Here is a 19,866-nt window from a genome sequence, read left to right on the forward strand (position 1 = left end):
TGCTTCCTGGTCAGACCAAAGACAGCCTAACAGACCCCGTGGAGGCCGAAATCCCGTTTTGCGCGAAATTGGTCTTGCCATAATGGGTGCCGCCGGTCGAATGTCGCCGGATTGGACGGACCAATTCGCCGCATGGCGACCATGTCCGAACGGGAGGACCACCATGAAGAGACTGACCCTCGCCGCGGCCCTGCTGGGCGCGACCACGCTGACCGTGCAAGCCCAGGAGATGGCCCTGCGCGGCTGGAACACGCACGTTCCCGACTACCCCGTCTCCATCGCGCTGGACCGCTTCGCGGAGATGGTCGAGGAGCGCACCGAAGGCCGCATCCAGATGGAGAACTTCCACGGCGCCACCCTGGGCGAGGGCGAGTTCGCCACCGAGCAGCTGCAGTTGGGCGCGCTCGATTACGGCGTCTTCTCGACGGCGCCGATGGTCAACACCGTGCCGGAGCTTGGGCTCTTCAGCCTGCCCTACGCGTTCCGGTCGCCCGAGCATCAGTTCCGCGTCCTGGAGGGTCCCATCGGCGACGAGATCGCGGCCGCCATGAACGAGGCCAACATGGAGCCGCTGTCCTGGTACGCGTCGGGCACGCGATCGTTCTATGCCAACACCCCGCTCGACAGCGTGGAGGATCTTCAGGGTCTGAAGTTCCGCGTCCAGAACAGCGACATCAACGTCGCCATGGTCGAGGCGCTGGGCGCCAACGCCACGCCCCTGCCCTTCGGCGAGGTCTATACCGCCATCCAGTCGGGCGTCGTGGACGGGGCGGAGAACAACTGGCCGTCCTACGAGTCGACGGGGCATTACGAGGTCGCGCCCTACTACATCATCGACAGCCACACGATCATCCCGGAGGGGATCTTCTTCGCCCTGACGACCTGGGACCAGATCAGCCCGGAGGACCAGGAGATCATCCGCGAGGCCGCGCAGGGATCGGCGATCTACCAGCGCGAACTGTGGGCCGAGCGCGAGGCCGAGTCGCGACGGATCGTGGAGGAGGCGGGCGTCACCATCGTCGAGGACGTGGACAGCGCGTCGTTCTCGGACGCGATGGGGCCGGTCTACGACCGGTTCGTGACCGACGACACCCTGCGCGACATGCTGGACCGCATCCAGGCGACGGAGTGATCCCGCGGACGGGGGCGGCCGCGCCCCCGTCACCCCATGCCCCGGGAGTCGTCGATGCCTGACCATCGCTGGACCTTTCTCGACCCGCTGGCCCGCGTGGTGGTGGCGATCAGCGCCGTGTCGCTGGTGGCGCTGGTCGTGCTGACCGGCTGGCAGGTCTGGGGGCGCTATGTCCTGAACGACACGCCGACCTGGACGGAGAAGGCCGCGCTGCTGCTGATCCTGGTGGTCACGCTGCCCATGGCCGCGGTGGGCCTGCGCGAGAACACGCATCTGGGGCTGGATCTTCTGGTGGACGCGCTGCCCCGCCCCGCGCGCCGGGCCGTCCGCATGCTGGGCGCGCTGGCGGTGGGCGTCTTCGGCGTCTGGATGATCTTCGGTTCCTGGCCGCTGGTCGAACGGACATGGGGGCGCCTGATCCCGCTGCTGCCCTTGCCGCAGGGGGTGCAGTACCTGCCCCTGATGATCACCGGCGCCCTGATCGCGATCTTCATGGCGGAGCGGATCTGGATGCTGGCGCGCGGATGGGAGCCGCTGCCCGACCTCGGCCCGCCCGCCGATCCCGGACCCGAGGGACGGGTGGACTGATGGGGCTGGCCGTCCTGCTGGGCGTCTTCGCCCTGGCGGTCCTGGCGGGCGTCCCCATCGCCTTCGCCCTGGGCCTGTCGGCCTTGGCTGCCGCGCTGCAGTCCGGCGTGCCGGAGTTCGTGGTCTTCCAGCGGATCGTGTCCGGGATCAACGTCTACACGCTGCTGGCCATCCCGTTCTTCGTCTTCGCCGGCGAGATCATGATGCGCGGCGGCATCGCCCTTCGCCTGGTGCGCGCGGCGGAGGCGGTCGTGGGCCGGGTCCGCGGCGGGCTGGGCGTGGTCAACGTGCTGACGTCGATGCTGTTCGGCGGGATATCGGGCTCCGCGGTGGCGGACACGTCGGCCCTGGGATCGGTGATGATCCCCATGATGCGCGAGCGGGGCTACGACGACGACTATGCGGTCAACGTCACCGTCACGTCCTCCATCGCGGGCGTGATGATCCCGCCCAGCCACAACATGATCCTCTATGCGCTGGCGGCGGGGGGCGGCATGTCGATCACGTCGCTGTTCCTGGCGGGCGTGGTGCCGGGCGTGCTGATGTGCCTGTGCCTGACGGCGGCGGCCTATGCGGTGGCGGTCAGGCGCGGCTATCCCACCGGGGCCTTTCCGGGGTGGGGCGCGGCCCTGGTGGCCATCGCGGCCGCCCTGCCCGGCTTCCTGACGGCGGTGGTCATCATCGGGGGCGTGGTGTCAGGGATCTTCACCGTCACCGAGAGCGCGGCCATCGGCGTCATCTATGCGCTGCTGGTCACGCTGGTCGTGTATCGCAGCCTGGACTGGCGGGCCTTCCGCGACAGCGTGCTGGCGGCCATCCGGACGACCGCGATGGTGATGGTGCTGGTCGGCACGGCCAGCGCGTTCAGCTACTTCGTGACGCTCAACCGCGTGCCCGAGACGATCCTGGCCACGTTCCAGGGGCTGACCGACAATCCGATCGTCCTGCTGCTGCTGATCAACCTGTCGCTGCTGGTCCTGGGGATGCTGATGGACATGGGCGCGCTGATCCTGATCTGCACGCCCATCTTCCTGCCCGTGGCGCAGGCGCTGGGCGTCGATCCGATCCAGTTCGGCATGATCCTGATGATGAACCTCGGGCTCGGGCTGACGACCCCGCCGGTGGGCAACTGCCTGTTCGTCGGATGCGCCATCGCCAAGGTCCGCATCGAATCCGTCGTCGGCACGATTTGGCCCTTCTACCTCGCGATCCTGGTCGCGCTGGCGGCGACGACCTACGTGCCGGTGCTGTCGCTGGGGCTGCCGGGCCTTCTGGGATACTGACCATGCTCTACGACGCCATCGCCGACCTTCCGATCCTGTCGCCGCACGGGCACACGGTGCCCGAATGGTTCGCGCAGGACCGCGCCTTCGCCGACCCGGCCGCGCTGCTGATCGTGCCGGACCACTACGTGTTCCGGCTGCTCCGTTCGCGCGGCGTGGCGCTGGGGGATCTGGGCGTGGGCGTGGACCCCGCCGATCGCGACCCGCGCCGCGCCTTCCGCATCCTGGCCGAGCACTGGCACCTGTTCCTGGGCACCCCGTCCCGCGGGTGGCTGGAGCACACGCTGCGCCACGTCTTCGGCATCGACGACCCCCTGGGCCCCGACACGGCGGACGCGATCTACGACCGGATCGACGCCGCGCTGGCGACGGACGCGTTCCGGCCCCGCGCGCTGCTGGAGCGGTTCGGGATCGAGGTGCTGGCCACGACCGACTCCGCGCTCGACGACCTGGCGCCCCATGCGGCCTTCGCGACCCTGGGGCACCGCACGCGGCTGGTCCCGACCTTCCGCCCCGACGCGGTGCTTGACCCGGCCAAGCCGGACTGGGCCGCGGACATGGAACGGCTGGGCGGGCTGACGGGTGAGGACACGGCCACGCTGGCGGGCTGGCGGGCCGCGCTGCGGGCGCGGCGGGCGCATTTCCGCGACCACGGGGCCACGGCCACGGACCACGCGATAGACCACCTGGCGACCGAATGGCTGGACGATGGCGAGGCGCAGGCGCTGCTGGACGCCTGCCTGACGGGGCGGGCCGACGCGGGGGCGCGCGCGCGCCTGCACAACCACATGCTGATCGAGATGGCGCAGATGTCTGCCGACGACGGGCTGACCATGCAGATCCACGCCGGATCGGGCCGCAACACCGACCGCGCCCTGTTCGAGCGCCTGGGCCCCGACAAGGGCGCCGACATCCCCCTGCCGCAGGACTGGGTGCGCGGGGCGGACGGACTGCTGAACCGGGTCGGCACCGAACCCGGCCTGACGATCGTCGCCTTCACCCTGGACGAGAGCGTGTATGCCCGCGAGCTGGCGCCGATGGCGGGGTACTGGCCGGCCCTGAGGCTGGGGCCGCCGTGGTGGTTCCACGACAGCCCCAACGGCATCGCGCGCTATTTCGACCGGGTGGTCGAGACGGCGGGGTACTGGAACCTGGCGGGGTTCAACGACGACACCCGCGCGCTGATGTCGATCCCCGCGCGTCACGACATGTGGCGGCGCGCCGTGGCCCGCCACCTGGACGCGCAGGTGGCGCGCGGCCTGTTCGGCCCGGCGGACGCGGAGCGCATCGCCCGGTGGCTGACCGATGGCGCCGCGCGGGAGGCGTACCGCCTGTGAACCGGATCGTGCATCTGGGCTTGGGGGCGTTCCACCGCGCGCACGGGGCGCATTACGTCCACCGGGCGAACGCCGCGACGGGGACGGGCTGGCGCATCCACGGCGTTTCGTTCCGATCGGCGGGCGTGCGCGACGCGCTGGCCGCCGATGGCTGGCGCTATGTGCTGGAGGTCGCGGATGCCGACGGGCGGCGGCCGGAGGTCGTGGACGTCCTGGACGGCGTCACCGTGCTGCCGGAGAAGCCGGACGCCCTGCGCGGCCTGTTGGCGGACCCGGCCGTGTCCCTGGTCACCCTGACCGTGACCGAGAAGGGATACCACCTGCGCGGGAACGGCCGGGCGGACCTGGACGCGCTGGCGGAGGACGTGGCCGCGCTGCGGGACGGGCGGCCGGGGCGCACGGTACCCGGCGCGCTTTTGGACGCCCTGCGCCACCGCGACGCGCCGCTGACGGTCCTGTCCTGCGACAACCTGCCGGACAACGGGGCGGCGCTGCGCGGCGTGCTGCTGTCGCTGGCGGACGCGGCGGGGGTGGAGCGGGGCGTCGTGACCCGACACGCGTATCCGTCCTCCATGGTGGACCGCATCACGCCCGCGGCCGACGACGCCCTGCGCGACCGGATGCGCGCGGCGGGCCTGCCCCACGCCGCGCCCGTCGCGACGGAGGCGTTCACCGAATGGGTGGTGGAGGATCGCTTCGCGGGCCCGATGCCCGACATCGCCACGGCGGGCGCGCGGATCGTGCCGGACGTCGCCCCCCACGAGATGCGCAAGCTGCGGATGCTGAACGGCGCGCATTCCACGCTGGCCTATGCCGGGTTGAACGCGGGCCACGCCTTCGTCCACGAGGCGGTCGCCGACCCCGACCTGCGCGCCGTGGCCCGCGCCGTGATGGCCGAGGCCGCGGCCACCCTTCCGCAGGCCGTGCAGGGCGATGCGCCGGCCTATGCCGACGCGCTGATCGAGCGGTTCGAGAACCCCCATCTGGCCCACCGGCTGGATCAGATCGCCATCGACGGGTCGCGCAAGCTGCCCATCCGCATCCTGGGCACGCGGCGGGACCACGACGGCCCCACGCCCGCCTGCGACCGCGCCCTGCGGGAATGGACCGCCTGGCTGGACGCGACCTTCGCCGCCGGCGGGACCCCCGACGATCCCGCCGCGGACGTCCTGCGGGCGGGCCGGGCGGCGGGCCACGACGCCGAGCGGCTTCTGGAGGACGCGGCATGAGGGCCACTTGGCGCTGGTTCGGGCCACAGGACACGGTTCCCGTGGACTGGATGATGCAGGCGGGCGTCGAGGGCGTCGTCAGCGCGCTGCACCACGTCCCCTATGGCGCGGCGTGGACGCCCGACGAGATCGCCAAGCGCCAGGCCGAGATCGCGACGATGCGCGACGGCGGCCCGTCCGGCCTGGCCTGGGAGGTGGTGGAGAGCCTGCCGGTGTCAGAGGACGTCAAGACGCAGACGGGCGACTGGCGCGCGCATTTGGACGCCTATCGCAGCAGCCTGGAGGCCCTGGCGGCGGCGGGGATCCGGGTCGTGTGTTACAACTTCATGCCCGTGCTCGACTGGACGCGGACGGATCTGGCCTGGCGCCTGCCCCACGGCGGCACGGCGATGCGGTTCGACGCCGTGGACTTCGCGGCCTTCGACATCCACATCCTGGGCCGCCCCGGCGCGGCGGACGGCCTGCCGGAGGACGTCGTGGAGGCCGCCGGGCGCCGCCACGCCGCCATGGACGACCCCGCGAAGGAGCGCCTGGCCGCGAACCTGGTCATGGGCCTGCCCGGCGGTCAGGCGGGCCTGACGCTGGACGAGCTGTGCGACCACCTGGCGACCTATGCCGCCATACCGGAGGACCGTCTGCGCCGTCATTTGGCCGACTTCCTGGCGGAGGTCGTGCCCACCGCCGAACGACTGGGACTGCGGATGTGTTGCCACCCCGACGACCCGCCCTGGCCGCTGCTGGGCCTGCCGCGGATCGCGTCGACGGAAGCCGACTACGTGTCCCTTACGGCGGCGGTGGACAGCCCGGCCAATGGCGTGACGCTGTGTTCCGGCGCGCTGGGGCCGCGAACGGACAACGACCTGCCCGGCATGATGCGGCGGCTGGGGCGCAAGGTGCATTTCCTGCACCTGCGCAACGTCGCGCGCGAGGGCGATGCCGTGACGGGGGGCTCGTTCCACGAGGCGGATCACCTGGCCGGAGCCACCGACATGGCCGCCCTGGTCGCCGCCGTCCTGGCGGAGGAGGACCGGCGGAACGCGGAGGGACGCGCGGACGCGGAGATCCCGTTCCGCCCCGACCATGGCCAGGACCTGATGGACGACGCCGCGCGCGGCGGTCAGCCGGGATATCCTGCGGTGGGGCGCCTGAAGGGGCTGGCGGAACTGCGGGGGGTCGTCGCGGGCCTGCGGCACGGGGCGGGTCGGTAGAGGACCGCACGGCCCCGCGCGCGGCGCGCGCGCACGGCTAGAGCGCCACCTCCACCACGCCGCCCGCCTGCGCGGCCCGGCTGCGGCACAGGATCATGGACGTCTCCCGCTCCGCCTGCGACAGCACGTGGTCTCGGTGGTCGACCGCGCCCGCGACCACCCCGCACCGGCACACGCCGCACAGGCCGTCGCTGCATTTCAGGTCCACGGGCACCCCGGCCTCCTGCAACGCCTCCGCCGCCGAACGGTCGGCGGGCACCGCGACGTCTCGGCCGGTGCGGGCCAGGCGCAGGACGAAGGGATGCGATTCCCGCTCGGGCTCGTCCGGCACGGCGAAGAATTCCAGATGGCGCGCGTCCTCCGGATAGCCCTTCGCCTCCGCGGCCCGCATCGCGGCCTCCATGTAGGCCCCGCCCCCGCAGGCGTAGAGATGCGCGCCGGGGGCATGGGGCGGGATGGCGGCGTCCAGGTCGCAGCGCGTGCCCTCGTCGGTGACGTAGAGGCGGACGTGGTCGGCCCAGGGAAACGCGGCGAGGTCGTCCAGGAACCCCATGGCCCCCCGCGACCGCCCGGAATAATGCAGCGCGAAGGGCGTGCCGCGCCGGTGCAGGGCGTGGCCCATCGCGATCAGCGGCGTGATGCCGATGCCCCCGCCCATCAGCGTCACCCGCGTGGCGTCCGGGACCAGGGGGAAGTGGTTCGCGGGCGGGGCGGCGAAGACGCGGCGGCCCGGCGCGAAGATGCGGTGCAGGAGCGCCGATCCGCCCCGGCCCCCGTCCTCCCGCAGGACGCCGATCTGATAGGTCGTCCGGTCCGCCGGGTCGCCCGACATCGAATAGGGACGCAGGTATTCGGGGGCCACCACCACGTCCAGATGCGCGCCCGCCTCCCATGGCGGCAGGTCGGATCCGTCGGCAGCCCCGAGGTCGTACTTCGTGACGCCGTCGGCCATCGGCGTGGCGGCGCGCACCACGAGCGACAGGACGGGGCTGTCCGCGGCGGCCGCATAGAGGTGGTCGGTGGGCGCCTCGCCCCGATCCAGCCGGGCGCGGTATTCCGCGGCCGACGGCATCGCGCGATGGGCGGCGATCCCGGCCTCCCGGTCCATGGGCGCGGGATAGGGATGGGGGTGGGGCGCCAGATGGGCGGGATAGACGGCCATCGTCTGATCCCGTGCATCGAGGGTCAGGTCCGGCCGCAGATCGCGGGCGTTCACGGGGTCCGGCGTGGGACGGTACGCGCCGCCGTCCTCGGACAGGGCGATGTCCCACCACCACTTCTTCGCGGGATTGAGGCCGCCGTTGCCCGCCGCGTCGTCCAGCTTCGCCAGGACGGGCGCCAGGCTGGGCGCGTTCATCGCGGCCCAGCGGAAGGGACGTTCCTTGAACACGCCTTCGAGGTTCCAGGGACAGGTCTTCATGCAGCGTCCGCACATCGCCCCGCCCTTCGTGGTGATGCGGTAGGTCGCGCATTTCTGGCTGTCGGACTTCCAGATCTCGTAGCCGTTGAACATGGTCTTCGGCCCGGCCGTGATCGCCCCGGATGGGCATTCGCGCGCGCACTTGTTGCACCCCTCGCAGAAGCGCTGGAGCCCGAAGTCGATCGGCCGGTCGTGCGCCACCGGCATGTCGGTCGTCACGACACCGGACTTCAGGCGCGGCCCCAGGAAGGGGTTCAGGATGACCTCGCCGATGCGCGACACCTCCCCCAGGCCGGACAGCAGCAGGAGGGGCGGCTGGAGCACCTCCCCGTCCATGACGGTGTGGGCCTTGGCCGAATGGCCCAAACGTCGGATCTGTGCGGCCACCACGCCGCCCAGCAGGCTGAACCGCAGATAGGCGCGCATGGACTGGGCCACGCTGATCCAGTCGTCGCCCGATGCCCCCTCCATCGTCTCGTAGCCCTGGTCCACCACCATGCTGATCGCGTGACCGTGGGGCGGGTCGATCGGGTCGCCCGCGGCGTCGTGGGAATACCACGCCCAGTCCGGGCAGCGGGAGATCCCGACCGCGTCGATCCCCAGGAAGTAGGACGCGGCCTTGACCAGGTCGGCAGCGTCCCGTGGCCCGGGGGCCGTCCGGTCCGCCGCGGGCGTGCCGTCCTGGAACGGCACGAGCGCGCCCAGGGCACGCCGCTGGGCCGCCGCCGTGGGGGCCTTGCGGATGTGATGGCCGCCCTTCATCGCGTCCTGCACCCGCTTGCCCATGTCGCCGAACTGCCCGCGTGCGAACAGGTCGGCGCGCTTGGGCACGCGGGGGACGCGCGGCTCGTCGATATAGGTCGTCGGCGCGTCCACGCGGCGCAGCGTCTCGAACGGGTGGGGACCGTCGCGGAAGTCGCGCGCGGCGAACGGGTCCACCGTGCCGGCCCGCACCCCCGTGCCGACGCCCAGCGTCCAACGCCAGTCGAAGGCGGCCCGGGACCGGTCGGGCGCCAGGGGGCGGTCGGGCGCCAGCGGGCAGGTCGTGGTGATCGCGGCCAGGGCATAATCGTGCCCAAGATGGGGATGCCGCAGGTCGGCATGGACCAGCCCCGCGGCGACGGCCAGGACGTTCAGGTCCACCTCCGCGTCGGACATGGTATGCGCGCGGGCGGGATGCCCCAGGAGGCGCAGGTAGTTGGCCAGCACGACCGCGTTCTCGGCGGCCAGCAGCGCGGACCGATGCATGCGCGCGCCGCGGATCCAGGCGGCGCCGGGTTCGTCCGCGCGGGGCTCGCGCGGGTGGTGGACGAGGACGATCAGCGCGTGGTCGTGGTCCGCGATGCCGCCCGGGGGCGCGGCCAGCCCTTCGCGCAGGTCCGCCATGATCGCGTCGATGCCGGCGGCCAAGGACTTGACCGGACGGTCCCGCAGATCCGCCGCCAGGCGCGCCACGTCCGCGTTGCGGTGGGGCGTGGCGAGGCGCGCGGCGTCGGGCAGGCGGCAGACGCCCATGCCCGTGGCGTCGTTGAAGTGCCCGAACGCCTTGAGGTGGTTCGCGCGCGCGACCGGGTCGTCCGGGATCTCGGCGGAGGCGGGGTTGACGGGTCCGTCGCGGATGGCGTCCAGCACGGCGGCATGCTCGGCCATCGCGTGGACGATGGAGGCGGGATCGTCCGCCTCGTACCGCAGGGGCGGACGGGGCGGCACGTCCGCCAGGTCGACCGCGTCCGTGCGGGCCAGACGCTCCACCGGCAGGGGGCCCATGTGGACGGGCCGGTCCGCGTTCGACAGAAGGCGTCGCATGCGCGTCAGGCGGTGCGGCGCGATGCGGCCCGCGTCAGGCGCATCCGGCGCAGGAAGGCCAGGACGAACAGGGCGGTCAGGATCAGCACGACGGTGGGCGCGGGCGCCGCGTCGATGAAGAAGCTGAGATACACGCCCGCCAGCAGGGACGCGGTGCAGACCGCGACCGACACGGCCAGCATCCGACCGAAGGACCGAACCACCAGGAACGCGACGGCCCCCGGCGTGACCAGCAGCGCCACCGCCAGGATCAGCCCCGTCGCCGTCAGGGTGGCCACGATGCACAGCGACAGGACCGACAGCAGCCCGTAATGCAGCCAGGCCACGGCCAGGCCGGAGGCGCGGGCCTGCGCGGGATCGAAGGCGTGCAGCAGCAGGTCCCTCCATTGCAGCAGCAGGAACAGGCAGACGATGGCCGAGATGACGCCCGCGGTCCACAGATCCCCCGGCCCCACGCCCAGCATGTTGCCGAACAGGATGTGGTCCAGATGCGCCTCCGTCGGGATCGCGGTGTAGAGCACGATGCCCACCGCGAACATGCCGCTGAAGACGACCCCCATCACCGTGTCGGACTTCACCCGGCTGTTCTGCGACAGATAGCCGGTCGCGAGCGCGCAGGTCATGCCCGCCGCGAAGGCGCCCACCACGAGGGGCAGGCCCGTGATCCAGGCCAGCACCACGCCCGGCAGGACGGCATGGCTGACCGCGTCGCCCATGAGGGCCCAGCCCTTCAGCACCAGGAAGCAGGACAGGAGCGCGGCGGGCGGACCCACCAGCAGGGCCACGTAGAAGGCGTTGCGCATGAACGGGAACGCGAACGGCAGCAGCGGGTCCATCAAGCCACCGCCGCCCGCGCGCGGCGCCGGGCCGCAAGCAGCCCGTGCCGGGGCGCCAGCACGAAAGCCGCCAGGAACACGGTCGTCTGCAGCGCGACGATGATCCCGCCCGTCGCCCCGTTCAGGAAATAGGACAGGTAGGCGCCCGCGAAGGACGTCGCCGCCCCGATCGCCACCGACGTGGCCAGAAGGCGCGGAAAGCGGTCGCAGAGCAGATAGGCCGTGGCCCCCGGCGTCACGACCAGGGCGATGACCAGGAAGGCCCCCACCGTCATCATCGCCGCCACCACCGCCGCCGAGAGCAGGGTGAAGAACACGACGCGCAGGAGGTCGGGGTTCAGGCCGATGGCGCGCGCGTGGCTCTCGTCGAAGAAGACGACCATCAGGTCCTTCCACTTCAGCCCCAGCACCGTCAGCGCGACGAGACCGATGACCGCCAATTGCGCCGTGTCGCCGGGCGAGATCGCCAGGATGTTGCCCATCACGATGGTCTGGACGTCCACCGAGGTCGGCGACACGGAGATCATGAACAGGCCCAGCCCGAAGAACGACGTGAAGATGATCCCGATCACGACGTCCACCTTCAGGCCCGACCGCCCCGACAGGAACAGCATCGCCCCCGCCGCCAGCCCGCCCGCGAAGAACGCCCCCACCGCGAAGGGCAGGCCGATCAGGTAGGCCCCCGCGACGCCGGGCACGACCGAATGGGCCAGGGCGTCGCCGATCAGCGACCAGCCCTTCAGCATCAGGTAGGCCGACAGGAACGCGCAGACCGCGCCCACCAGCGCGGACACCCACATCGCGTTGAACATGTAGCCGTAGGCGAAGGGCTCGAGGAGGGTGGTCATGTCATCGCGCCGTCATTCCCGGACTCGATCCGGGGAGGACCTATCGCTTCGCATCCGCGTCGGGCGACGGCTTCGCCCGCTCCCCGTAATGGACGAACGGCCGCTCGTCGTCGGTGATGATCCGCACGATGCGGTCGTCGTCGTCGTCGTGCAGCTCGTCGCCCCCCAACGTGAAGTGGCGCAAGACGCCGCCGAAGGCACGCTCCAGGTTGGCGCGCGTGAAGATCTCGGCCGTGGGGCCGTGGGCCAGCACGGTGCGCTTGACCAGGATGGTGCGGTCGCAGAACTCCGGCACGGAGCCTAGGTTGTGCGTGCTGACCAGCATCACGCGCCCCTCGTCGCGCAGGGCGCGCAGGAGTGCTATGATCTGATCCTCCGTCTTCACGTCGACGCCGGTGAAGGGTTCGTCCAGCAGGATGACCTGCCCGTCCTGCGCCAGCGCGCGGGCCAGGAACACCCGCTTGCGCTGTCCGCCCGACAACTCGCCGATCTGACGGTCGGCGAAGTCGGTCATGCCCACGCGGTCCAGGGCGCCGGCCACCGCGTCCCGGTCGGCGCGCGACGGGATGCGCAGGAACCCCATCCGTCCATAGCGGCCCATCATCACGACATCGCGGACCAGGACGGGGAAGTCCCAGTCCACCTCCTCCGCCTGGGGGACGTAGGCCACCAGGTTCGCGCGCAGCGCGTCGCGCACGGGGCGGCCCAGCAGCGTGATGGCGCCCGCGGCGACGGGAACGAAGCCCATGATCGCCTTGAACAGCGTCGACTTGCCCGCGCCGTTCACGCCCACGAGCGCGGTGATCGTCCCGCGCGGCACGGCGAAGCTGGCATCGTGCAGCGCGGTGTGGCCGTTGCGATAGGTGACAGTCACGCCGCGCGCGACGATGCCCGCCCCGTCCGAATTCCCCGCCGCGAAGCCGGACGCGCGCGGTTCGGCGTTCATCCCGCTCCGCCTTCCAGCCCGTCGGCGATCGTCTCGGACGTGACGCGCAGCAGATCCAGGAAGGTCGGCACCGGTCCGTCCGCCTCCGACAGGGAATCGACGTAGAGGACGCCGCCGTAACCCGCCCCCGTTTCGCGGGCGACCTGCTCGGCGGGGGCGGTGTTGACGGTGGATTCGCAGAACACGACCGGGACGTCGTTGTCGCGCACGCCGTCGATCACCGCACGCACCTGCCGCGGCGTGCCCACGCGATCGGCGTTCATGGGCCATAGGTACAGCTCGCGCATGCCGAAGTCGCGGGCGAGATAGCTGAACGCCCCCTCGCACGTCACCAGCCAGCGGCGGTCCTCGGGGATGACTTGGATGCGCGCGCGCAGGGGCTCGATCACGCTTTCCAGTTGGAGCTTGTAGGCTTCGGCGTTGGCCCGATAGATGTCCGCGTTCTCCGGATCGACCCGTGCGAAGGCGGCGGCGATGTTGTCGACATAGGTCCGGGCGGTGTCCAGCCCCATCCAGGCATGGGGGTTCGTCTGCCCCTCGTACGCCCCTTCGGCGATGGGGATGGGGTCGATCCCTTCCGTGACGGTGACGTACGGGATGTCGCCGAGGTTCACGAGGAACTGCTCGAACCACCGCTCCAGGTTCAGGCCGTTCCACAACAGGAGGTCGGCGTCGCTCGCCCGCACGATGTCCTGTGGCGTCGGCTCGTAGCCGTGGATCTCGGCCCCCGGCTTCGTGATGGACACGACGTCCGCGGCATCGCCGGCCACGTTCCGCGCGATGTCGGCCAGGACGGTGAAGGTGGTGGCGACCTTCATGCGGTCGGCCGTGGCCGCCGTCGCGGTCAGCAGAACGGCCGCGAGGGCGGTGGCAATGGTCTTCGCACGGATCATGGTCGCACCTTTCCCGCAGGGTGTCGTTCCCTAGATGCGATCCGTTCGCAATAGTCAACCCTGTTGCGAACGATTCCTAACTGCATGCCTCGTACGTCAACGGGTCGTACCGGATTGGCCCCGCAGATCAGCACCGCGACGCGTTCGCCCGGCCCCGGTCGATAGGCCCCCGACAGGAGCGCCGCCACCCCCGCGGCCCCCGCGGGCTCGACCAGGCATCGCAGTTCGCGCCACAGCAGGTCGCGCGCGGCCAGGATCGCGTCGTCGTCCACCAGGACGGCGTCGATCCCCCGCGCGAGTTCGAAGCCGAGCGCACCGATGCGCCTGGCCCCCAGGGCGTTCGCCGCGATCCCGCCCACGTCGACGTCCACCGGGCGCCCCGCGTCCAGGGCGGCACGCAACGTCGCGGTCCCCGTGGATTCCACGGCCACCACCTTGCGCCGGCCGTCAAGCCACGCCAGCGCGCCGCCGATCAGCCCGCCGCCGCCCACGGCGATCAACACGGTGTCCGCGTCCAGTCCCTGCGCCTCCCATTCGCGCATGACGGTGCCCTGGCCCGCCAGCGTCGGCACCGCGTCATAGGCGTGGACCTGCATCGCCCCCGTGGCCGCCTCGTGCGCCCGCGCCGCCGCCAGCGCGTCGGCATAGAGGCCGGGCACCACGTGGCACGCGGCGCCCGTGCGTTCGACCAGGGCGATCTTCGACGGTCCCGCGACCTCCGGGACGAAGACGTGCGCCGGATGTCCCAGCGCCGCCGCCGCGAAACCCACCGCGGCCCCGTGGTTGCCCCCGGACGCCGCCACCACGCCGCCCGCGGGCACGTCCGCCGCGAGCAGCGTGTTGAACGCGCCCCGCGCCTTGAAGCTGCCGGTGTGCTGCATGTGCTCCAGCTTGCACGTCAGGTCGAACCCCCCAAGCGTGACGTCGATCACGGGGGTCACGCGGACGTGGCCCGCGATGCGCCCCGCCGCGGCCTCGATTTCCGCCTGCCAATCCCCCGCCATCCTGCTAGGTCCCCCCCTTCGACACCGCTTCGGGGAACGCCGCATGAAGGACGACCACCGCCACCACCCCATGCGCGACTCGCGCGAGGATATCCACACCGCCGCAGTCGTCCCGGACACGCCGCAGACCCGCGACCCGGCCTATCGCCTGGCCTTCGCGGACGACGACTTCCTGTGCCGGGAGGAGCTGCGCCCCGTCCGCCTGCAGTTGGAGCTGATGAAGCCCACGATGGGCCTGGACGAGGCGGGGGTGGAGTCCACGGTCGTCCTGTTCGGCGGTGCCCGCATCCCGCGGCCGGAGAACCGCGACCGGGCGCGGACCTCCACCCTGCGGGATCTGTCGGACCAGTACGATCAGGCCCGCCGCTTCGCCCGCCTGATGACCGAACGCAGCATCGCGCGCAGCGGCGGGCGCGAGGACGTGATCGTCACGGGCGGCGGCCCCGGCGTGATGGAGGCGGGCAACCGCGGCGCCGCGGATGCGGGCGGGCGCAGCGTTGGGCTGAACATCGTGCTGCCCCACGAGCAGGCCCCCAACGAGTACGTCACGCCGGAGCTGTCGTTCAACTTCCACTACTTCGCGATCCGCAAGATGCACTTCCTGATGCGGGCGTCGGCGATCTGCGTCTTCCCCGGCGGGTTCGGCACCCTGGACGAGTTGTTCGAGGCGCTGACCCTGATCCAAACGGGCCGCATGGCGCGGGTGCCGTTCCTGCTGTTCGGCGAAGGGTTCTGGCGCCGCATCGTCGACTGGGAGGCGCTGCGCGACGCGGGCACGATCGGGGTCGACGACCTAGATCTGTTCCGCTTCGTCGAGACCGCGGAGGAGGCGATCGCCCTCATCGACGACTGGCCCCTGCCCCGTGGTCGCCGACAGGAGATCCCGAACCGGGTGGAAGGTTAGGGCGGGTTCGACCGGGGTGGACGGGCCCGGCACCGGAGTGCCGAAGGTGGTCACGACACGGTCGCCCCGATCCTGTTTCGAGTCGGCCCGCCCGCGAACCCCGGTGAACGGCCACGGATCGATCGTCAACCCATCGTGCGCCTGGATCAGTCCGCATCGCCCAGCGCGTAGTCCACGAACTCCGTGCGCTGCACCGCGCGGAAGTTGTCGTCCGAGATCATCGTCGCGCGCAGCCGCCCCGCGTCGTCGCGCCAGATCGCCAGCCCTTCCAGGTTGTCGTGGCTGCCCAGCGCGCTGACCATCTCCTCCCGCTCGTCGCCGCCCGACGGGTCGAAGCTGCGGATGCGGCTGCGGAACCCGATCAGGGCGAAGTCGCGTTCCAGCACGTAGAGGCGTCCGTCGGGACCGATATCGGCGCCCACAACCAGGAAGCCGCCCCGCCGGGAGACGTGGAAGGCCCGCGTCCAGACCCCGCCCTCCCCCACGAAGACGGGAAACCCCTGCGGCTCCGCCGTTTCGGTGATCGCGAACAGGCGGCCCGCGGCATCGACGGCCAGCGCTTCCAACCCGTTGTTGGGCCGTGGCGGCGCCAACCCTTCGATGTCGGGCAAGCGTTCCCCGGGGGCCGCGGGGTCCGCGAAGCGCATGACCCTGTGGTCCTGCTCGAACGACACGAAGACCGTTCCGTCCCGCACGGCCAACCCTTCGGCGTCCGCCGACAGGCCCCGCAGGGGGCCTCCCCGTCCCAGGAAGGCGCCGCGCTCCGCCCCCTCGACGCCGGCGACCGCCCCGCGCGCGTCGCGGACCAGGCGTCCGCGCACCCAGCCGCCGCGGTCGGACACGGTCAGGAAGTCCCGTCCGTCCGGCGATACCCACAGGCCCGAATAGCCGCCCGACCCGTGCCAGCCCCCGACCCACGTCTGCGCACCCAGGAACTGGGCGGCGCAGGCGGGCGGGGCGAGCAGGGTCAGCGCGAGGGCGAGGCCAGGACCGCGGCGCATTGTCCGGGCAGATCCGCCATCGTCAGGTCCCGGCGGGGCCTGGGCGCAGGCGCGTTCGGATCGGGGGGCGGCGGGTTCAGGATGTTGGCCTGCCACTGCCGCGCCTCCGCGCAGCCGTCGCCGGGCGGCGGCGGATCCTGGTCGACGCAGCCCCGCGCGCCCCGGGGACAGGCGATGCGGATATGCATGTGGTAATGGTGGCCGTACCAGGGCCGGACCTTGCGCAGCCAGGACCGGTCCCCCGTTTCGGCGTCGCACATCGCAACCTTGGCGCCGGGGAAGATGAAGATCCGCGTCGTGCGGGGATCGCTGGCCGCAGCCTTCACGACCTGCATGTGCGCCTGGGTCCAGCGGTCGTTGACGTACGCGCCGCTCGCCCGTCGCATGGAGACCGCGGACAGACTTTCCCGCTCGGCCCGGGTCAGGTTCAGACGTTCGACGGGGTACAGCCAGACGTCGGCGTCCAGTCCGATCTGGTGGCTGGCATGGCCGGAGACCGGTCCCCCGCGCGGCAGCGACAAGTCGCCGACATAAAGACCCGCCCATCCGGCGCGCACCGCGGCGCGCGACAGATCCTGCACCATGTCCACCATCTGCGGATGGCCCCAGAACCGGTTGCGCGACAGGCGCATCGCCTGCCAGGTCGGCCCCGTCTCCGCCAGCGGCACGCTTCCCGCAGCGCATCCGCGCGAATGACCGCCGAAGGCGGCGGGCCCGCCCTCGGTCGGGCGGGTCACGGCCTCGAACAGGGGTTTGGCCACGCGGTCGTCGCGCGTGGCCTGAACGGTCTGCGCCGCGTCGAACCGGACGACGGGGTCGTCGGCGACGCAGCCGGCCAGAAGGGCGCAGGCGGTCAGAAGGGCGGCGAGGCGCATCAACGGTCTCCGTCGGGGTCGACCCAGCGTAGCAGCGCCAGCCCGGAAAGGAACAGCAAAGCGACGGGAAGGATGCCCAACCTCGCGGAACCCGTGGCCCAGGTGGCCAGCCCGATCAGGAGCGGCGCCAGGAACGCGGTCGCCTTGCCCGACAGTGCATAGAGGCCGAAGGCTTCCGTCGCCCGGTCCGGGTCGGCGTGGCGCACCATCATCGTCCGACTGGCCGCCTGGAGGACGCCGCCCGCCCCCCCGATCACCGCCCCCACGGCATAGAACAGGACGTCCGGCGCCGGGCTGCCCGGCGCCAGCGGGACGCCCAGCACCGCATCGCGCGAGGTCATGGCCAGGACGACCACCACACCCGTCAGGATCAGGACGGCGCCCACTATCACCGGCTTCGGCCCGTGCCGTCCATCCAGGCGTCCGCCGATCCAGGACGCGACCGCCGCCGTGACCGCGCCCAGGATGCCGAAGACGCCGATCTGCGTCGTTTCCCAATCCAGAACGAGCACCGCATAAACGCCTCCGAAGCTGTAGAGCGAGGCCAGCGCGTCGCGGTACAGCATCGAGCCGCCGAGCCACGCCATGAGGCTCCGCCGCCCCGGCACGGCGCGCAGCAGCGCCACGACGTCGGCCCAGGCCAGGCGCAGCGACACGGGCTGGGGCGCACGGGCGGGTTCGCGCACCCAAACGAAGAAGGGGATCATGAAGACGACGAACCACAGGGCCGTGAACGGACCCACAGCGCGCGTGCCTTCCCGCGTCGCGCCGTCCAGGCCCAGCGCGGGCGCGCCGCCCAGGATCGTGGTGCCGTCCCCGTCGTCCGCGAAGAGAAGCAGGAACGTCAACAGCGCCAGCACACCCCCCGCATAGCCCAACGCATAGCCCGTGCCGGAGATGCGCCCGATCTCCGCCCGGGGGGCCAGGCTGGGCAGCATGGCGTTCGTGAAGATGGTGGTGTATTCGGCCCCGATCATCGCGACCGCGAACGCCAGCAGCGTCACCGTCACCGCGGACGCGTCCGGCGTCATCGCCCACAGCCCGGCTGTCCCCAGCGCGTAGAACGCCCCGAAGGTCGCGATCCACCGCATCCGCGACCCCGACCGGTCCGCCATCGCCCCGAGCAGCGGCGCCGTCAGCGCGATGGCCAGCCCGATCCCCGTCAGCGCCCAGGACCAGACCTGCTGCGCGCGGGCGTCGGCCGCGACCTCCGGCAGGCCATCGGCCAGAAGGGACTGCGCGACGGTCGCGGTGAAGTAGGGACCGAACACGAAGGTCAGGCACAGCGTGTAGAAGGGCTGGCTCGCCCAGTCGAACGCGATCCAGCCCCGGATGCGGCGGCGGGACGGGAGGACCGCCGCGACGGCGTCCGTCACAGAAGGCCCCGCCCGGCCAGGTTCCGCATGAGGGCCGCGGTGCCGAAGGTCCAGGGCGGGCATTCGGTGCAGGGCATCACGACGTTGCGGAGCGTTCCCAGCTCGGCGCAGGACAGCGTGACGGCGTCGCCCGCCTTGTGCGTGAACCCCTGCCCGGGCGCGTCGCGGTCCTGCGTGGGCGCGAACAGCGTGCCCAGGAACAGCATGAACCCGTCCGGGTACTGGTGATGCCGCCCGATCGTCTGCGCCACGATGTCAGCCGGATCCCGGCTGATCGCGGCCATGGCGCTGGACCCGTCCAGCACGAACCCGTCCTGCGCCCCCTCGACCCTCAGACGGACCGTAAGGCCCTTTACCGTGTCCAGGTCGAAGTCGTCGTCGAACAGGCGGATCATGGGTCCGATGGCGCAGGATGCGTTGTTGTCCTTCGCCTTGGACAGCAGCAGCGCGGACCGTCCCTCCACGTCGCGCAGGTTGACGTCGTTGCCCAGGGCGGCCCCCCGGATCGCGCCCCGCGAGTCCACGGCCAGCACGACCTCCGGCTCCGGGTTGTTCCAGTTCGACATGGGGTGCACGCCGACCGCCGCGCCGTGGCCCACCGCGGCCAGGGCCTGCGCCTTGCTGAATACCTCGGCGTCGGGGCCGATGCCGACCTCCAGGTATTGCGACCACAGCCCCTCGTCCTGCAGGGCGGCCTTGACCCGCATCGCGTGGTCCGAGCCGGGCACGATGCCCGACAGGCTGTCGCCGATGCGCGCCCCGATGCGGGCGCGGATCTCGGCGGCCCGGCCCGCGTCGCCCGCCGCCTGCTCCTCGATGACGCGCTCGACCATGGATCCCGCGAAGGTCACGCCCGACGCCTTCACCGGCTGCAGGTCGCAGGGTGCCAGCCAGGACCATCCGTCGGGCGCGTCGGGCGGGCCGATGGCCTCCCCCCGGGCGCCCGCGACGTGGGACACGGGGTCGTCGGCCTCCAGGACGTCGCGGACCGTGGGCGCGGCCCGCCCGGTGATGTCGTGCAGTTGCCCGTCCCGCAGGGTGACGAGGCAGGGGCCGATGCCGGGCCGGTCGACCCGCCCGATCCAGGTGCCGCGCGGGTCCAGTGCGGGATCGTCGGTCATCGCTCGTGGCCTTTCGCTGGATTCGTCGGTCCGACCTTAGTGGCAAGGCGGGGCGTCCG

17 protein-coding genes are annotated in these 19,866 nt (G+C 71.8%); 7 read left to right on the forward strand and 10 right to left on the reverse strand.

From position 1 onward, the window contains the following. Nucleotides 1–163 precede the first annotated feature (163 nt). From P0084_RS14455 to uxuA, 6 genes are read left to right on the forward strand one after another with little or no spacing between them, the layout of a single operon-like run. Nucleotides 164–1,132: a TRAP transporter substrate-binding protein gene (locus P0084_RS14455; RefSeq protein WP_308917578.1), complete on the forward strand. Its 969-nt coding sequence runs from the start codon at nucleotides 164–166 to the stop codon at nucleotides 1,130–1,132. A 54-nt stretch (nucleotides 1,133–1,186) separates the two neighbouring features. After that, nucleotides 1,187–1,720 carry a TRAP transporter small permease gene (locus P0084_RS14460; RefSeq protein WP_308917579.1) on the forward strand — a complete coding sequence of 178 codons (534 nt, stop codon included), beginning with the start codon at nucleotides 1,187–1,189 and terminating at the stop codon, nucleotides 1,718–1,720. Continuing rightward, a complete protein-coding gene (locus tag P0084_RS14465; RefSeq protein ID WP_308917580.1) occupies nucleotides 1,720–3,003 on the forward strand; it encodes a TRAP transporter large permease in 1,284 nt (427 codons plus the stop codon). The genes P0084_RS14460 and P0084_RS14465 overlap by 1 nt, the downstream gene beginning before the upstream one ends. Nucleotides 3,004–3,005: 2 nt before the next feature. Further along, nucleotides 3,006–4,340 carry a glucuronate isomerase gene (gene uxaC, locus P0084_RS14470; protein WP_308917581.1) on the forward strand — a complete coding sequence of 445 codons (1,335 nt, stop codon included), beginning with the start codon at nucleotides 3,006–3,008 and terminating at the stop codon, nucleotides 4,338–4,340. Then, on the forward strand, nucleotides 4,337–5,569 hold the full coding sequence (locus P0084_RS14475) for a mannitol dehydrogenase family protein (protein WP_308917582.1): 1,233 nt from the start codon (nucleotides 4,337–4,339) through the stop codon (nucleotides 5,567–5,569). Before uxaC ends, P0084_RS14475 begins: the two co-directional genes overlap by 4 nt. Further along, nucleotides 5,566–6,777 (forward strand): mannonate dehydratase, encoded by a 1,212-nt coding sequence (gene uxuA / locus P0084_RS14480; protein ID WP_308917583.1) that lies wholly within the window; start codon nucleotides 5,566–5,568, stop codon nucleotides 6,775–6,777. The genes P0084_RS14475 and uxuA overlap by 4 nt, the downstream gene beginning before the upstream one ends. Nucleotides 6,778–6,814: 37 nt before the next feature. On the opposite strand, the gene P0084_RS14485 is transcribed toward uxuA, so the two are convergent. From P0084_RS14485 to P0084_RS14510, 6 genes are read right to left on the reverse strand one after another with little or no spacing between them, the layout of a single operon-like run. Next, on the reverse strand, nucleotides 6,815–10,003 hold the full coding sequence (locus P0084_RS14485) for a 4Fe-4S dicluster domain-containing protein (RefSeq protein WP_308917584.1): 3,189 nt from the start codon (nucleotides 10,001–10,003) through the stop codon (nucleotides 6,815–6,817). A 5-nt stretch (nucleotides 10,004–10,008) separates the two neighbouring features. Further along, nucleotides 10,009–10,839, reverse strand: coding sequence for a metal ABC transporter permease (locus P0084_RS14490; protein ID WP_374213668.1), 831 nt, complete (start codon nucleotides 10,837–10,839; stop codon nucleotides 10,009–10,011). After that, on the reverse strand, nucleotides 10,839–11,687 hold the full coding sequence (locus P0084_RS14495; protein ID WP_308917586.1) for a metal ABC transporter permease: 849 nt from the start codon (nucleotides 11,685–11,687) through the stop codon (nucleotides 10,839–10,841). Before P0084_RS14495 ends, P0084_RS14490 begins: the two co-directional genes overlap by 1 nt. Before the next feature lie 40 nt (nucleotides 11,688–11,727). Then, on the reverse strand, nucleotides 11,728–12,633 hold the full coding sequence (locus P0084_RS14500) for a manganese/iron ABC transporter ATP-binding protein (RefSeq protein ID WP_308917587.1): 906 nt from the start codon (nucleotides 12,631–12,633) through the stop codon (nucleotides 11,728–11,730). Next, complete coding sequence (locus P0084_RS14505) at nucleotides 12,630–13,526, reverse strand: metal ABC transporter substrate-binding protein (RefSeq protein WP_308917588.1); 897 nt, start codon at nucleotides 13,524–13,526, stop codon at nucleotides 12,630–12,632. Before P0084_RS14505 ends, P0084_RS14500 begins: the two co-directional genes overlap by 4 nt. Continuing rightward, nucleotides 13,523–14,530, reverse strand: coding sequence for a serine/threonine dehydratase (locus tag P0084_RS14510; protein ID WP_308917589.1), 1,008 nt, complete (start codon nucleotides 14,528–14,530; stop codon nucleotides 13,523–13,525). The genes P0084_RS14505 and P0084_RS14510 overlap by 4 nt, the downstream gene beginning before the upstream one ends. 43 nt (nucleotides 14,531–14,573) lie before the next feature. On the opposite strand from P0084_RS14510, the gene P0084_RS14515 reads away from it, so the two are divergent. After that, nucleotides 14,574–15,434 (forward strand): LOG family protein, encoded by an 861-nt coding sequence (locus tag P0084_RS14515; protein WP_308917590.1) that lies wholly within the window; start codon nucleotides 14,574–14,576, stop codon nucleotides 15,432–15,434. 146 nt (nucleotides 15,435–15,580) lie between these two features. Here the strand turns inward: P0084_RS14515 and P0084_RS14520 are convergent, their stop codons facing one another. Genes P0084_RS14520 through P0084_RS14535 form a run of 4 tightly spaced genes read right to left on the reverse strand, consistent with a single transcriptional unit; the run spans nucleotide 15,581 to nucleotide 19,807 of the window. Continuing rightward, nucleotides 15,581–16,435, reverse strand: a complete 855-nt coding sequence (locus tag P0084_RS14520) for an esterase-like activity of phytase family protein (protein WP_308917591.1) — start codon at nucleotides 16,433–16,435, stop codon at nucleotides 15,581–15,583. Beyond that, nucleotides 16,402–17,310 (reverse strand): penicillin-insensitive murein endopeptidase, encoded by a 909-nt coding sequence (gene mepA, locus P0084_RS14525; protein WP_308917592.1) that lies wholly within the window; start codon nucleotides 17,308–17,310, stop codon nucleotides 16,402–16,404. Before mepA ends, P0084_RS14520 begins: the two co-directional genes overlap by 34 nt. After that, on the reverse strand, nucleotides 17,310–18,686 hold the full coding sequence (locus P0084_RS14530) for an MFS transporter (protein ID WP_308917593.1): 1,377 nt from the start codon (nucleotides 18,684–18,686) through the stop codon (nucleotides 17,310–17,312). The genes mepA and P0084_RS14530 overlap by 1 nt, the downstream gene beginning before the upstream one ends. After that, nucleotides 18,683–19,807, reverse strand: coding sequence for a fumarylacetoacetate hydrolase family protein (locus P0084_RS14535; protein ID WP_308917594.1), 1,125 nt, complete (start codon nucleotides 19,805–19,807; stop codon nucleotides 18,683–18,685). The genes P0084_RS14530 and P0084_RS14535 overlap by 4 nt, the downstream gene beginning before the upstream one ends. Nucleotides 19,808–19,866 lie beyond the last annotated feature (59 nt).

It is taken from the genome of Jannaschia maritima, from assembly GCF_030973515.1.
Lineage (GTDB): Bacteria > Pseudomonadota > Alphaproteobacteria > Rhodobacterales > Rhodobacteraceae > Jannaschia > Jannaschia maritima.

Excerpts from the sequence above, each read along its gene's own strand:
- P0084_RS14455 (WP_308917578.1), top strand. The coding sequence starts at position 164 with ATGAAGAGACTGACCCTCGCCGCGGCCCTGCTGGGCGCGACCACGCTG.
- P0084_RS14460 (WP_308917579.1), top strand. The coding sequence starts at position 1,187 with ATGCCTGACCATCGCTGGACCTTTCTCGACCCGCTGGCCCGCGTGGTG.
- P0084_RS14465 (WP_308917580.1), top strand. The coding sequence starts at position 1,720 with ATGGGGCTGGCCGTCCTGCTGGGCGTCTTCGCCCTGGCGGTCCTGGCG.
- uxaC (WP_308917581.1), top strand. The coding sequence starts at position 3,006 with ATGCTCTACGACGCCATCGCCGACCTTCCGATCCTGTCGCCGCACGGG.
- uxuA (WP_308917583.1), top strand. The coding sequence starts at position 5,566 with ATGAGGGCCACTTGGCGCTGGTTCGGGCCACAGGACACGGTTCCCGTG.
- P0084_RS14485 (WP_308917584.1), bottom strand. The coding sequence starts at position 10,003 with ATGCGACGCCTTCTGTCGAACGCGGACCGGCCCGTCCACATGGGCCCC.
- P0084_RS14490 (WP_374213668.1), bottom strand. The coding sequence starts at position 10,839 with ATGGACCCGCTGCTGCCGTTCGCGTTCCCGTTCATGCGCAACGCCTTC.
- P0084_RS14495 (WP_308917586.1), bottom strand. The coding sequence starts at position 11,687 with ATGACCACCCTCCTCGAGCCCTTCGCCTACGGCTACATGTTCAACGCG.
- P0084_RS14500 (WP_308917587.1), bottom strand. The coding sequence starts at position 12,633 with ATGAACGCCGAACCGCGCGCGTCCGGCTTCGCGGCGGGGAATTCGGAC.
- P0084_RS14505 (WP_308917588.1), bottom strand. The coding sequence starts at position 13,526 with ATGATCCGTGCGAAGACCATTGCCACCGCCCTCGCGGCCGTTCTGCTG.
- P0084_RS14510 (WP_308917589.1), bottom strand. The coding sequence starts at position 14,530 with ATGGCGGGGGATTGGCAGGCGGAAATCGAGGCCGCGGCGGGGCGCATC.
- P0084_RS14515 (WP_308917590.1), top strand. The coding sequence starts at position 14,574 with ATGAAGGACGACCACCGCCACCACCCCATGCGCGACTCGCGCGAGGAT.
- P0084_RS14520 (WP_308917591.1), bottom strand. The coding sequence starts at position 16,435 with ATGCGCCGCGGTCCTGGCCTCGCCCTCGCGCTGACCCTGCTCGCCCCG.
- mepA (WP_308917592.1), bottom strand. The coding sequence starts at position 17,310 with ATGCGCCTCGCCGCCCTTCTGACCGCCTGCGCCCTTCTGGCCGGCTGC.
- P0084_RS14535 (WP_308917594.1), bottom strand. The coding sequence starts at position 19,807 with ATGACCGACGATCCCGCACTGGACCCGCGCGGCACCTGGATCGGGCGG.